This window comes from Geodermatophilus sp. FMUSA9-8 (genome assembly GCF_037034165.1).
Classification (GTDB): Bacteria; Actinomycetota; Actinomycetes; order Mycobacteriales; family Geodermatophilaceae; genus Geodermatophilus; species Geodermatophilus nigrescens.
The window spans coordinates 863724-877903 of record NZ_JBAGKE010000001.1; the positions used below are offsets into that span (position 1 = coordinate 863724).

General features: G+C 76.5%; 9 protein-coding genes. 5 read left to right on the forward strand and 4 right to left on the reverse strand.

The window, feature by feature from the left end; genetic code table 11:
• Positions 1-40: 40 nt before the first annotated feature.
• A complete protein-coding gene (locus tag WA616_RS04180; RefSeq protein WP_336027544.1) occupies positions 41-2194 on the forward strand; it encodes an HNH endonuclease signature motif containing protein in 2154 nt (717 codons plus the stop codon).
• A 68-nt stretch (positions 2195-2262) separates the two neighbouring features.
• Positions 2263-2898: a copper resistance CopC family protein gene (locus WA616_RS04185; protein ID WP_336027546.1), complete on the forward strand. Its 636-nt coding sequence runs from the start codon at positions 2263-2265 to the stop codon at positions 2896-2898.
• A gap of 12 nt (positions 2899-2910) precedes the next feature.
• Here WA616_RS04185 and WA616_RS04190 read toward each other — a convergent pair whose 3' ends face one another.
• The 3 genes from WA616_RS04190 to WA616_RS04200 all read right to left on the reverse strand — a co-directional run bounded on the left by WA616_RS04190 (position 2911) and on the right by WA616_RS04200 (position 8189).
• The gene (locus tag WA616_RS04190; RefSeq protein ID WP_336027548.1) at positions 2911-3714 is read right to left on the reverse strand and encodes an MBL fold metallo-hydrolase; all 804 of its coding nucleotides are present in this window, start codon (positions 3712-3714) and stop codon (positions 2911-2913) included.
• A 14-nt stretch (positions 3715-3728) separates the two neighbouring features.
• Complete coding sequence (uvrA, locus tag WA616_RS04195; RefSeq protein ID WP_336027549.1) at positions 3729-6626, reverse strand: excinuclease ABC subunit UvrA; 2898 nt, start codon at positions 6624-6626, stop codon at positions 3729-3731.
• Positions 6627-6764: 138 nt separating this feature from the next.
• Positions 6765-8189, reverse strand: a complete 1425-nt coding sequence (locus tag WA616_RS04200; protein ID WP_336027551.1) for an amidase — start codon at positions 8187-8189, stop codon at positions 6765-6767.
• 48 nt (positions 8190-8237) lie between these two features.
• On the opposite strand from WA616_RS04200, the gene WA616_RS04205 reads away from it, so the two are divergent.
• The gene (locus WA616_RS04205) at positions 8238-8894 is read left to right on the forward strand and encodes an MBL fold metallo-hydrolase (RefSeq protein WP_073420777.1); all 657 of its coding nucleotides are present in this window, start codon (positions 8238-8240) and stop codon (positions 8892-8894) included.
• Positions 8895-8987: 93 nt separating this feature from the next.
• Here the strand turns inward: WA616_RS04205 and WA616_RS04210 are convergent, their stop codons facing one another.
• Positions 8988-10061 (reverse strand): TerD family protein, encoded by a 1074-nt coding sequence (locus tag WA616_RS04210; protein ID WP_336027554.1) that lies wholly within the window; start codon positions 10059-10061, stop codon positions 8988-8990.
• A 98-nt stretch (positions 10062-10159) separates the two neighbouring features.
• On the opposite strand from WA616_RS04210, the gene WA616_RS04215 reads away from it, so the two are divergent.
• Both WA616_RS04215 and WA616_RS04220 read left to right on the forward strand, forming a co-directional pair.
• A complete protein-coding gene (locus WA616_RS04215; RefSeq protein WP_336027556.1) occupies positions 10160-11866 on the forward strand; it encodes an Hsp70 family protein in 1707 nt (568 codons plus the stop codon).
• A 3-nt stretch (positions 11867-11869) separates the two neighbouring features.
• Positions 11870-14179 (forward strand): hypothetical protein, encoded by a 2310-nt coding sequence (locus WA616_RS04220; protein WP_336027557.1) that lies wholly within the window; start codon positions 11870-11872, stop codon positions 14177-14179.
• Position 14180 lies beyond the last annotated feature (1 nt).

Consider the following 14180-nt stretch of genomic DNA (forward strand, 5'->3'; position numbering starts at 1 on the left):
CCTGCAGTTTCTGTCAGTGGTGCCCCGTAGGTTCCCGGGTGTGGACGACGTGCTGACCGGTGTGGCGCCCGCGCCGCCGGTGGGGTGGGCGCGGGGTCCGCTGGCGCTGGTGCAGGCGTGTGACCAGGAGGTGTCGCGGCGGTCAGCGCTGCGGTACCGGGCGGTGGCGGCGTTCGCGCTCTCGCGGCCGTCCTCGGTCGACCGTCCGCAGGGCACGCGCGGGGCGATGGCGGCTGACCGGTGGGCGGCGCGGCCGGAACTACTGCGGTCGGTGAGCGAGTGGGCCACCCAGGAGCTGTCGATCGCCCTGTCGCTGACCTCGACGGCGGCGGAGAACCTGCTGACCACCTCCCTCACCCTGGTCCACCGGCTCCCGGCCACCCTCGATGCGCTGGAGTCCGGTGCCGTCCACGGCGGGCACGTGGCCGCGATGGTCGACCACGTGGCGCCGGTCGCCGACGACACGGTGCGCGCCGCGCTGGAGCGGGACCTGCTGGCCTGGTCCGCCCGCCGCGGCGCGGTGTGCACGCCGGCGCAGCTGCGGGACAAGGCGCGGCGCGAGGTGCTCAAGCGCAAGGCCCGCTCCGCCGCCGACGACCTCGCGCGCGCCATCACGCGCCGCGGGCTGTCGTGCCGGCCCGACTCCTGCGACGGCATCGCGGTCGTCTCCGCGCTGCTCACGACGCCCGAGGCGGCGGCGCTGATGGCGGCGCTGGGCGCGTACGCCGACGCGCTGCCCGACGACGGGCGCACCCGCGGGCAGAAGAAGGCCGACGCCCTGCTCGACCTGGTGCTGCGGCCCGGGGAGAACGGGCTGTCGCCGGTGCAGGTGGTGCTCAACGTGGTCGCTCCGGTCGGTGCGCTGTTGGGTGGTGACCAGCCGTGCGAGATCGACGGGCAGGTCGTCCCCGCCGAGGTCGTCCGCGCCCTGCTCGCCGCCCTCACCGGCGCCCGCATCACCGCCGCTGAGGATGCCGCGGCACCCGCCGAGGACGCCGTGCCCGAGGACTCCGCGCCGACCGGCACGGACACCGCCGAGGTCACCGCCGAGGTCACCGTTGAGGTCACCGCCGCGGGTGAGGGACCAGCGCCCGTGGAGACGGGCGACCCCGCAGCGGACGGCACCGCCGCCGAGGGACCCGCCTCCGCCGAGGGCGCCGCCGCGGACGCCACGGCCGAGGACACCACGGCCCTGCGCACCGCGGCCCCCGGCACGGCCGAGGGTGTCAGCCTGGTCAAGGGCGAGGACCCGCTGCGCGGCCTCAGCGACGCCGCCGTCGCCCAGCACCTCGCCGAACTGGAGGCCGACGCAGCCTGGTGGGCGGAGATCGAACGCCGGGTCGCCACCGGCGAGCTCTACGCCGACCTCGACCCCGCCCACGACGACGAGCCCTGGCCACCACCCGGCTGGGCGCCACCCCGGGACGACCCCGATCCCGACCACCGGGACGATCTCGATCCCGACGACCGGGCCGACCACGACCCGGACCCGCCGCCCGACAACGCCGGCTCACCCCAGCCCGACGGCTGGTGGGCCCGCGCTGACGCTGCCGTGAACGACGCCGGCGCCGCGCTGCTCGACGCCGATCAGGCGATCGGGCGTGCCCGCCGCCTGGTGGCCACCGCCGAGCGCGCTGACGCGAGTGATGAGGGCGCCTGGGCGGACAGCCCGGCCGGCCGCGTGACCGCAGCGGCCGACGCGATCACCGCGCTCACGGCGGCCACCGACGACGCCCGGCTCGACCTGGCCGACCTGCTCGGCCGCACCGCCGGCGGCGGGCTGGCCGACAGGCCGCGGGTCGCCGTCACCGACGCCCTCACCGGCGCCCTGCTCGCCCTCACCGACCTACCGAAGCTGCGCCGCGCCACCCGCGCCGGCACCGGAGTCGGAGCTCCCGGCGGGACCGACCGCTACCGCCCGGGCGCCGCCCTCGACCGGCACGTCCGCGCCCGCGACCGCCGCTGCCGCTTCCCCGGCTGCCGCCGACCCGTGCCCAAGCGCGGCGAACTCGACCACGCCACCCCCTGGCCGCTCGGCGCCACCACCGCCGCCAACCTCACCGGCTTCTGCACCGGCCACCACCGCGGCAAGCACCAGGCACCCGGCTGGACCCACACGCTCCACCCCGACGGCACCCTCACCGTCACCACGCCCAGCGGCCTCACCGCGAGCACGGAGCCGCCGCCCTACTGAGGTCCGCCGGGAACCCCGGCGGCGCAGTGGACGACCAAGGACGTGACGCCTGCAGACCTGGAGATCCCGTGCCACCGCTCGCCGCCCGTCCCGCTCCCTCGCTCCCGCGGCTGGCCGCCGCCCTGCTGCTCGGGCTCGGGCTGCTGCTGGTCGCGCCCGGCACCGCCTCCGCGCACACGGGCCTACGGACCACCGACCCCGCCGCCGACAGCACCGTCACCAGCACGCCGCAGGCGGTCACCCTGACCTTCAGCGCGAGCATCCTCGGCGGCGACGTGACCGTCACCGGACCCGACGGCTCCCCGGTCGGTACGGGACCGGTCGCCCACGACGGTGCCGTCCTCATCGCGCCGGTCGCGCTGACCGCGGCCGGGCGGCACACCGTCACCTGGTCGGCCGTGTCCGACGACGGCCACGCCCTCGACGGCACCTTCGCCTTCGAGCACGCGCCACCGGTCGCGGTGACGCCCTCGCCCACCCCGGCGCCGGCCTTTCCAAGCACCACGCCGGCTCCCGAGAGCGCCGAGCCGAGCGCGGCCACGCGCACCGCGGAGCGGACTGAGGCGGCCGACCGGGCGGCCGACGCGGCCGACGGGGCAGCCGAGGACGGCGGCACCCCCGGCTGGCTGCTGCCCGGCGTCGGGGCGGTCGCCGTCGCCGGTGCCGTGGCCGGCGGGGTGGTCATCGGCCGCCGGAGGCGCTGACCCGGCGGGACGTCAGCCCGCCTGCGCCCACCGCCGGTCCGGATCGACGCGGCCCTCTGCGAGCCGCGGGAAGTGCGCGCCCACGCCGAGCGTCCGCGGGCCGGCCAGCGCCTGCCACAGCCTGCGCCGGGTGCGGTCGGCGAGCGCGGCGTCGACGTCGCCCATCGAGCGCCACCCCGGCTCGGCGAGCTGCACCGGGCAGGTGATGGCGTCGCCGAGGAGCAGGAGCCGCTCGTCGCCGGAGGTCACCGCGACGGACAGGTGCCCCGGCGTGTGCCCGGGCGTCAGGACGGCGTCGATCCCCGGCGCGACAGCGACGTCCTCCGACAGCTCGCGGAGCAGCGGCGTCCCGGCCCACCGGCGGAACCCGTCGCGGACGTGCCCGGCCATCTCCCCCGGGCCGTCGACGAAGTGCGTCCGGTCGCCGGCGCCGAACCACACGGTGGCGCCGCCGAAGACCGGCTCGGCGTCGAGCCCGAACAGCCAGCCGACGTGGTCGGCGTGGAGGTGCGTGACCACCACGTCGGTGACGTCGTCGGGGTGCACGCCGAGCGCCCGCAGGCCGGTGGGCAGCTGTCCGCCGGCGAGCAGCATCCGGTCGGGCAGCTGCTGCACCTCCGGGCCGAGCCCGGCGTCGACCAGGACGACCCGGTCGCCGGTGCGCACCACGAAGCAGCCGATCGGCAGCCACGCAGCGCCGTCGCGGTCGAAGACCTCGGGGTGCGCACCGGCCGGCACGTCGGCGCCGAAGTAGCTCGGGCGGGCGACGAACGTCCCGTCCGCGACGGCGTCGACCCGCACCTCGCCGATGCGCATCCCCGGGGTCCCGGTCAGCTTGCGCGCTTGCGCGTGGCCCGCTTCTTCGGCCCGGCGGCGGCCGCCTCGACCGCCGCCGGGTCGAGCAGCGGCACCAGGTACCGGCCGGTGTGCGACTCCGGGATCGACGCCACGAACTCCGGCGGCCCCTCGGCCACCACCGTGCCGCCGCGGAACCCGCCCTCGGGGCCCATGTCGATCAGCCAGTCGGCACTCTTGATGACGTCGAGGTTGTGCTCGATGACGATCACCGAGTTGCCCTTGTCGACCAGGCCCTGCAGCACCATGAGCAGCTTGCGGATGTCCTCGAAGTGCAGACCGGTGGTCGGCTCGTCGAGCACGTACACGCTGCGGCCGTTGGACCGCTTCTGCAGCTCGCTGGCCAGCTTGACGCGCTGCGCCTCGCCGCCGGACAGCGTGGTGGCCGGCTGGCCGAGCCGCACGTAGCCCAGGCCGACGTCGGTGAGCGTCCGCAGGTACCGCGCGATGCCCGGGATCGCCGCGAAGAAGTCCGCGGCCTCCTCGATCGGCATGTCGAGGACCTCGGCGACCGTCTTGCCCTTGTAGTGCACCTCGAGCGTCTCCCGGTTGAACCGGGCGCCCTTGCACACCTCGCACGGGACGTAGACGTCCGGCAGGAAGTTCATCTCGATCTTCAGGGTGCCGTCGCCGGAGCACGCCTCGCAGCGCCCGCCCTTGACGTTGAAGGAGAAGCGCCCCGGCTGGTAGCCGCGGATCTTCGCCTCCGACGTCTGCGCGAACAGCTTGCGCACCTGGTCCCACACGCCGGTGTAGGTGGCCGGGTTGGACCGCGGGGTGCGGCCGATCGGCGACTGGTCGACGTGCACGACCTTGTCCAGGTGCTCCAGGCCGGTGACCGTGCGGTGCCGGCCGGGCACCATCCGGGCGCGGTTGAGCTGGTTGGCCAGCACCGTGTAGAGGATGTCGTTGACCAGGCTGGACTTGCCCGATCCGGACACCCCGGTGACGCCGACGAGCATGCCGAGCGGGAACGTCACGTCGACGCCCTTGAGGTTGTGCTCGCGGGCGCCCTTGACCACCAGCTCGCGGCCCGGCTGCGGCTGCCGCCGCACCTTCGGCACGGTGATCTCCATCCGGCCCGACAGGTACTGCCCGGTCAGCGAGCGCTCGCTGGCCAGCAGCTCGTCGACGGTGCCGCTGACGATCACCTCGCCGCCGTGCTCGCCGGCGCCGGGGCCGATGTCGACCACCCAGTCGGCGGTCTTGATCGTGTCCTCGTCGTGCTCGACGACGATCAGCGTGTTGCCCATGTCGCGCAGCCGGACCAGCGTCTCGATCAGCCGGGTGTTGTCGCGCTGGTGCAGCCCGATCGAGGGCTCGTCGAGGACGTACAGGACGCCGACCAGGCCCGACCCGATCTGTGTGGCCAGCCGGATCCGCTGCGCCTCGCCACCGGCCAGCGTCGCGGCCGGGCGGTCGAGGGAGAGGTAGTCGAGGCCGACGTCGACGAGGAACGACAGCCGCGCCTGGATCTCCTTGAGCACGCGGTCGGCGATGGCCCGCTCGCGCTCGCCGAGCTCGAGGGCGCCCAGCCAGTCCGCGGCCTCGCCGATGGACAGGCCGGTGACCTCGGCGATCGAGCGGCTGTTGAGCTTGACGGCGAGGATCTCAGGCTTGAGCCGGGTGCCGTGGCAGACGGGACAGGGCACGTCGCGCATGTAGCCCTCGTACTTGTCCCGCATGAAGTCGCTGTCGGTGTCCTCGTGCCGCCGCTCGAGGAAGGGCAGCACGCCCTCGAACGCCGCGTAGTAGCTGCGCTCGCGGCCGTAGCGGTTCTTGTAGCGCACGTGCACCTGGTCCGGCGAGCCGTGCAGCACGGCCTTCTGGACCTTGGCGGGGAGCTTCTCCCACGGGGTGTCCATGGAGAAGCCGAGCTGGTCGGCCAGCCCGGACAGCAGCCGCTGGAAGTACTCGTTGCTCATGGAGCCGGCCCACGGGGCGACGGCGCCCTGCGCCAGGCTCTTCTCCGGGTCGGGCACGACGAGGTCGGGGTCGACCTCCTTGCGGGTGCCGATGCCGGTGCACTCGGGGCAGGCGCCGAACGGCGAGTTGAAGGAGAAGCTGCGCGGCTCGAGCGCCTCGAAGGACAGGCCGTCGTCGACGCAGGCGAGGTGCTCGGAGAACGTGCGCTCCCGCTCCGGGTCGTCCTCGGGGAGGTCGACGAAGTCGAGGACGACGAGGCCGCCGGCGAGCCCGAGTGCGGTCTCCACCGAGTCGGTGAGCCGGCGCTTGGCGCTCTCCTTGACCGTCAGCCGGTCGACGATCACCTCGATCGTGTGCTTCTCCTGCTTCTTGAGCTTCGGCGGCTCGGTCAGCGGGTGCATGGTGCCGTCGACCCGGACGCGGGAGAAGCCCTGCGTCTGCAGCGAGCTGAACAGGTCGACGTACTCGCCCTTGCGCGCCCGGACGACCGGGGCGAGCACCTGGAAGCGGGTGCCCTCCTCCATCGAGAGCACCTGGTCGACGATCTGCTGCGGCGTCTGTCGGGCGATCGGCTTGCCGCAGTTGGGGCAGTGCGGCTGGCCGGCGCGGGCGTACAGCAGCCGGAGGTAGTCGTAGACCTCGGTGATGGTGCCGACGGTCGACCGCGGGTTGCGGTTGGTCGACTTCTGGTCGATCGACACCGCGGGCGACAGGCCCTCGATGAAGTCGACGTCGGGCTTGTCCATCTGGCCGAGGAACTGGCGGGCGTAGGCCGACAGCGACTCGACGTAGCGCCTCTGACCCTCCGCGAAGATGGTGTCGAACGCCAGGCTCGACTTGCCCGACCCCGACAGCCCGGTGAAGACGATCAGGGCGTCGCGGGGCAGGTCGAGGTGGACGTCCTTGAGGTTGTGCTCACGGGCGCCGCGGACGACGAGACGGTCCAATGTGATCCCTGTCGGTCAGCCGGGCCGGCCGGTCTCGCCGGGCCCTGCGGGGTGGTGTCGAGATGTCGATACGGGCAACGCCGTGTCCGCCCGTGCGCAATCCGTGACGGTGGCGACGTTGCCGCCGGGAACAGCAGCTCAGGCGGGAGCGGGGGCCGGTGCGCCGGCGGGGTCGAAGACCGGCGCGTGACGACGCCAGGGCTGCCGGCGTTCCAGCTCCCCGGCCAGCCAGAGTAGTCGCGTCTCGCTGCCCGGGGGGCCCACGAGCTGGACCGCCAGCGGCGTCCCCTCCGGGCGCGTGCCGACCGGCACCACGACCGCCGGGACCCCCGCCAGGTTCCACGGCGAGGCCCAGGGCGCCCACCGCGCGTTGGCCGTGACGTTGGCCAGGAAGCCGCGCTCGTGCCAGGGCCGCGCGGGCAGCGGCGGGCCGTTGGTGATCGGCGTCAGCAGCACGTCGAGGTCGTTCTCGGCGAAGAACGCCGTCGTCCGCTCGCGGAAGCGCTCGGCCGTGGCCGGGCGGACCAGCCCGGCCCGCCGGACCAGCCGACCGAGCCGGGCGTGGGTGCGGCTGCGCGGCTGCAGCGCCGTCCGGTCGAGGCCGAGGAACGCGGCGTCGTCCTCCGCGCCGGCCAGCCAGCGGGCGATCCCGCCGACGGCGGCGTCCGGCGGGACCACCGGGTCCCGCTCGACGACGACGTGCCCGGCGCCGCGCAGCAGCCGGGCCGTGCGCTCGACCGCGCCGCGGGCGGCGGCGTCGGGGCGGGCGCCCGGGACCGGGGAGCGGCGGCCGACGGCGACCCGCAGCGGGCGGCCCGGGTCGGGCGACGCCGACCAGTCGAGCCCCGCGTCCTCCCCCGCCAGCACGGCGGTGCCGAGCGCGACGTCGTCGACGGTGGTGGCGAGCACGCCGTTGACGGCCATCCCCGACCAGTCGTCGGCGCCGATGCCGCCGGGCAGCACGCCGCGGCCGGGCTTGAGGGTGACCAGGCCGCAGGCGGCGGCGGGCAGCCGCAGCGAGCCCATGCCGTCGTTGCCGTGCGCGAGCGGCACCATGCCGGCGGCGACCGCGGCGGCGCTGCCGCCGGAACTGCCCGCCGGGGACAGCGCGGTGTCCCAGGGGTTGCGGGTGACCGTGCCCGGCCCGTCGGTGGCCGCGTAGAGACACAGCTCGGGCACCCGGGTGATGCCGACGACGACGGCGCCGGCGGCGCGGAGCCGGGCGACGACCTCGTGGTCGGTGCCGACCGGGGTGGCCGCGGCGCAGCCGTCGGTGACCGTCTCCCCCGCGACGCCGACGTTGTCCTTCACCGCGACCGGGACGCCGGCGAACGGGAGCGACCCGCGGTCGGGCCGGGCGTCGACCTCGGCCGCCTCGGCGAGCGCGGCCTCGGCGCGGACCACGCGGAAGGCGCCGACCCGAGGCTCGACGTCGCCGATGTGCGCCAGGTGCGCGCGCACCACGTCGACGGCGGACAGCTCCCCCGCGCGCACCCGCGCGGCGAGAACGGTGGCGGGCAGGCCGACGACCCGGGCGCCGCCCGGACCTCCGCTAGCGTCCATGACCGCGACCGTAACCGCGGGCGGCGACAGTTCTCGAACGGAGGCCCGATGACCTACACCGGCGACGTCGAGGTGGGCGGCCCGGCCGACCGGCGGGAGCTGCCCGGGCTCACGATCAGCAAGGTCGCGGTGAGCGAGATGGCCAACAACGCCTACCTCCTGCAGGACGCCGCGACGGGCCAGGCGCTGCTGGTCGACGCGGCCGCCGAGCCCGACGTGCTGCGCGCGCTGATCGGCGACGCCGACCTGCGCACCGTCGTCACCACCCACGGGCACTGGGACCACCACCGCGCGCTGCCCGACGTCGTCGCCGCCACCGGGGCGACGACGGTGGCGCACGCCGCCGACGCCGGTGACCTGCCGGTGGCCGTCGACCGGACCGTCGCGCACGGCGACACCGTGGAGGTCGGCGAGCAGGTGCTCGAGGTGGTGCACCTGCGCGGGCACACGCCGGGCAGCATCGCGCTGGTCTGGCGCGGCGGGGACGCCGGCACGCACGTGTTCACCGGCGACAGCCTGTTCCCGGGCGGCGTCGGCAACACCCAGCAGGACCCGGAGCGGTTCGCCAGCCTCGTCGACGACGTCGAGCAGCGGCTGTTCGCCGTCCTGCCCGACGACACGTGGGTCTACCCCGGGCACGGGAAGGACACGACGCTGGGCGCCGAGCGCCCGTCGCTCCCGGAGTGGCGCGCCCGCGGCTGGTGAGCCGTGGCCGCCGCTGGGGCGTTCCTCGTCCTCCGGGGGTCCCGCAGGACCCCCGGAGGACGGGGACGGCTCCCGGAGAGGGAGCTCAGCGGCTCACTTGCGGCCGGGCGTCCAGTCCATGCCCCAGCCGTAGGTGCGGTCGAGCACGTCCTGGCCGCCGTGCACGTAGCGCACCTCGCGGTTGACGACGAGCTCCCCGCCCCGGTTCTCCAGCATCGCGATCGCGCAGATGCGGGCGCGCGGGTCGTGCTCGTCGAGGCGCACCTCGATCTGCGGCCCGTTGGCCGGGAACATCGTGACGACGGCGTCGGCCTGGCCCCAGTTGGGCACGCCCTCGTAGATGAGCGCGAACACGAGGACCCGGCGGATCAGCTGCGTGTGCTGCAGGTTGACCAGCAGGTTCTCGCCGCCGCTGTTGGAGCCGGATCGGTCGTCGCCGTCGAGCCAGACGATCGACTCGCCGTTGCCCATCGTGTGCTGCCCGCGGAAGGCGTTGCCGAGGGCCTGGATGACGCCCTTCGAGCCGTCGGCGTACTCGTAGAGGCAGCCGAGGTCGAGGTCGATCGCCCCGCCGCCCGCCGCCGAGGCCAGCCGCTTGAGGAAGCCGCCGCCCCCGCCGCCGCCACCGGGCCGGGAGTTCCAGTTGAGGTTGACCCGGAGGATGCCGGTGGTGCCCGCCGTCTTGGTCAGCGAGACCGACGGCGCCGACTTCGTCAGCGACACCTTGTTCATGTTGACGCCGCCCTGCTGGGCCGGCGGCTGCTGCTGCGGAGGCGGGTACCCCTGCTGCTGGCCGTACGCCTGCTGGCCGTACGGGTCCTGCGGCGGCGGGTAGCCCTGGGGCGGCGGGTAGCCCTGGGGCGGCGGGTAGCCACCCTGCGGGGGCGGGTACCCCTGCGGCGGCGGGTAGCCGCCCTGCGGGTGGCCCTGCGGCGGCCCGTAGCTGCCGGGCGGCGGCGCCTGCGGCGGCTGGCCGTACGGCGGCTGGCCCTGCGGCGGGTACGGGGGCTGGCCCTGCGGCTGACCTCCGTACGGGGGCTGGCCCTGCGGCTGTCCCCCGTACGGCGGCTGGGCCGGCGGGGGCTGGTGCGGCGGCGGCTGCGGCGGCGCCGGAGGGGTCTCCGGCTGCGGCGGCTGCGCCTTCGGGCGCTTCGTGTAGTCGACCAAGGGAGGCCTCCCCGCGGGTCGCCCGACCGGGCGGACCCGCGCTCTGAGCGGCGGACACGTCCCCTGCGACCCTAGGGGTCGGCGCTATCCTCCGGACCGTGCCCCGCGGTGCCCGTCTGCCCTCGCCCACCGTCTCCGGCATCGACCTCGGCACCACCTACAGCTGCCTGGCCCAGGTGGGCGACGACGGCGTCGCGGAGGTCGTCCCCCTCCTCGACGGCGACCGCACCCTGCCCAGCGTCGTCCTGTTCGTCGGCCCCGACGACTACGTCACGGGCGAGCGCGCCCGCGTGCTGGCCCGCGCCCAGCCCGACGACGTCTGCACGCTGGTCAAGCGGCGGATGGGCGACAGCTCCTGGCGCTTCGTCAGCCACGGCCGCTCCTGGTCGGCGCCGGCGGTCAGCAGCCTGGTGCTCAAGGCCCTGGTGAGCGAGACGGCGTTCGGCGCGGCCGGCCCGGTCCAGGACGTCGTGATCACCGTCCCGGCCTACTTCGGCGACGAGGAGCGGCGCGCCACCCGGCTGGCCGGCGAGTACGCCGGGCTCACCGTCCTCGACGTCATCAACGAGCCGACGGCGGCCGCGCTGGCCTACGGCTTCGCCCGCCTCGACGGCGCCGGCCCCGCCGACCACCTGGAGGAGGTCGCGCTCGTCTACGACCTCGGCGGCGGCACCGTCGACGTCGCGGTGGTGGAGCTCGCCGACCGGCGGCTGGCCGTCGTCGCCACCGACGGCGACCACGAGCTCGGCGGTGCCGACTGGGACGAGAAGCTCGCCGTCCACCTCTCCCGCGCCTTCCTGGCCGCGCACCCCGACGCCGAGGACCCGCTCGACGACAGCGCCGGCGGGCAGGCCCTCGTGCTGGCCGCCGAGCGGGCCAAGCGCGAGCTGAGCGCCCGCGACGGCGTCGTCGTCCCGGTGGAGCACGACGGGCGGCGCGCCGACGTCCCGGTCAGCCGCGCCGAGTTCGAGCGGCTCACCGCCGGGCTGCTCGACCGCACCATGGAGCTCACCCGCGCCGCCGTCGCCGCCGCCCGCGCCCGCGGGGTCGACCGCATCGACCGGGTGCTGCTCGTCGGCGGCTCCACCCGCATGCCCGCCGTCGCCGCCCGGCTCACCGCCGAGCTCGGCGTGCCGGCCGAGGTGCACGACCCCGACCTCGCCGTCGCCAAGGGCGCCGCCGTCTACGGCCGCAAGAAGCAGCTCGAGCGGCTGCTCACCGCCGACCTGGTCACCCGCGGCGCGCTCGGCCCCGGCACGCCGCTGGAGTACGCGGCCGACGCCGACGTCGACGCCGCCTGCGCCCGCCTCGGCGACGCCGTCGGGCTCACCGCGGCGCAGGTGCGGCGCACGGTGGAGATCCAGGTGCTCAACACCGTCTCCCGCGGCTTCGGCGTCCTGGCGCTGGACCGCTTCGGCGAGCCGGCCACCGTCTTCCTCGTGCACCGCAACGACCGGCTGCCCATCGCCGTCCGCCGCTCGTTCGGCACCGTCCACGACGACCAGCGGGTGGTCACCATCCGGGTGGTCGAGCAGGGCGGCGGCGCGGAGTCGCCGCGGCCGGAGGACGCCAAGCTGCTCGCCGAGGCCTCCATCGAGGACATCCCGCCCGGGTACCCCGCCGGCACCGAGATCCAGGTGGTGCTGCGGATGGGCTTCGACGGGATCCTGGAGCTCACCGCCCTGCACGAGGGCCTCGCCGACCGGCCGCTCACCGTGCGCGTGGAGACCGGCGCCGCGCTCAGCCAGGCCGACGTCGCCCGCGAGCGCGCGCAGGTGGGCCGGGTCCGCCGCCGGCAGGACTGACGCGTGCTCCCTCCCTTCGACGGGAACGGCTACCGCAAGCGGGTCCTCGCCGCCATCGAGGCCCGCGGCGGCGCCGACGCCACCGACCCGTTCGAGGTCTACGACCTCCCGCTGGACGGACCGCTGACCGACGACGACGTCGCCCGGCAGGTCGACGCCGTCTGGGCGTTCTGGCAGAAGCAGCGCGACCACCCCAAGTACCGCGGCCTGGTCACCGCGCTGCTCGCCTCGCACGACGCCCTCGCCGCGCAGCTGCGCACCGCCGGCGGGCGGCAGTGGCTGGCCGGGCAGACCCGCGCCGAGCGGGCCCGCCGCGACGCCGCCCGGTACGCCGAGCTCGACGCCGCCCTGCAGCGGCTGACCGAGCGCTTCGGCGGGGTGCCGGCCGACAAGGTGGCCGGCCTGCGCGGGATGGCCGCCGCGGCAGGGCTCGACGACGCCGCCTTCGAGGCGCGGCTGCGCGGGCACCGGGTGCTCGGCGCCGAGGCCCCGGCGAGATCCGAGGCACCGGCCGACGCCGCCGTGGTGCTGCGGCAGGTCCGCGACGGCCTCGAGGAGCTCGGGCGGATCGAGGGCGCCCGGGTGCCCAGCCTGCACGCGCTGCTCGAGCTGCCGCCGACCGCCGACCGCGAGACGGTCCGCCGGCGCCGCGACGCCCTGCTCGTCGTCAACCGGCAGCGCCGCCCCGACCGGCGCCGCGCCCTCGTCGACGACCTGCTCGCCGCCGTCGGCACGCTGCTCGTCGACGGCGACCCCGCCGTCTACCTCGACGCCCTGGCCGACGACGTCCGCGCGGCGCTGCGCCCGCGCGTCGCGTCCGCGGTGCTCGTCGAGGACCGGCTCACCCCCGCCGATGCGCACCTGCTGCTGCAGGAGGCGCAGGCCGCCGGCCTCGACCCGCAGCGCGCGGCCGCCGTCGTCACCGGGCTGGCCCGGGAGGCCGGGTCGGACGCAGCCGTGCCCGCTCCCCCGCCGGTCCGCGTGCCCGGCCGCGCCGACTGGCAGGCCGAGGTGTCCGCCGCCTGCGCCGCGCTGCGGGACGGGCGGCCCGTCGCCGCCCGCCGGCACGCCGACGCCGCGCTGTCCGCCGCGGGCGAGCTGCTGCCGCCGATCCGTGCCGTGCGTGACGAGGCGGCCGACGCCGCCGTCCGGGCCGAGGCCGCCTGGCGCACGGTCGGGCCGGCGCTGGCCGCCCGGCGGCACGCCGCCGCCGCGACGGCCCTGGAGCAGCTGGTCGCCACCGCCGCCGACGTCCCCGGGCCGGGCGGGGAGGACGCCGCGGAGCTCCTCCGCCGGTCGCGGGAGGCGCTGGCGCTGGCCGACGCCGTCCTCGCCCCGCCCTGCACCGGCCGCGACCGGGAGGACGCGCTGCTGGCCGCCCTCGACGCCGTCGCCGACCACCCCGCCGCCCGCGCCGAGCTGGCCGCGCTCCCCGTCGCCCCGCCCACCGGCGTGCACGCCGTCCCGGCCCCCGGCGGCGCCCGCGACGTGCGCTGGACGGCCTCGGCGTCGGCCGGCCCGGTCGAGTACCGGGTGCTGCGGGTGCGACCCGACGGCGGCCGCCAGGTGGTCGGCACGACGACCGGCACGTCGCTGGAGGACGGCGGCTACGGCCCGGTGACCGGCCACGTCGTCGTCGCCTCGCGGCTGGGCGTCGCCTCCGCGGAGGCGGCCACGGGCGAGGCCCCCGGGCCCCGCCGGACCCCCGCGCCGCCCCGGGCCCCCGCGCCGCAGCCGGCCCCCGCCACCTCGGCGCCGCCCGCCGGCTCGCTCACCGCCCTCCCCCACGGCCGCCGGCTCCGGCTGGTCCACGACGTCCCCGCCGCCGAGGTGCGCCGGCTGCCCGCCGGCGCGTCCCCGCCCGCGCCCGGCACCGCCGTCGCCGACCCCGACGCCGTCGGCGCGCTCGTGCCGGCCATGGGACCGGGGCTCGCGGTCGACGCCCGGCCCTCGGCACCGGTCACCGAGTACGTCCTCCTCGTCCGCACCGGCCCGGTGCCCGTCGCGGGCCCCAGCGCCGCGTGGGTGGTGCTGCCGCCGGTGTCCGGCGCGGCGGTCGACGGCGACCGGCTGCGGTGGACCTGGCCCGAGGGCTGCACCGAGGTCGTCGCGGTGGTCCGCCCGGACGCCCCGCCCGAGGGCCCCGACGACGGCACCCGCCGCAAGGTCACCAACACCCGCTACGAGATCGACGGCGGCCTGCCGCTGCCCGACGGCGGCGGCCACGTGGCGCTGTTCCCGTGCACGCGGGTCGGCGGGCGGCTGCTGGTGGGCTGCGAGGCGCCGGCGGACGCGCGGGTCCGCCTGGGCTAGT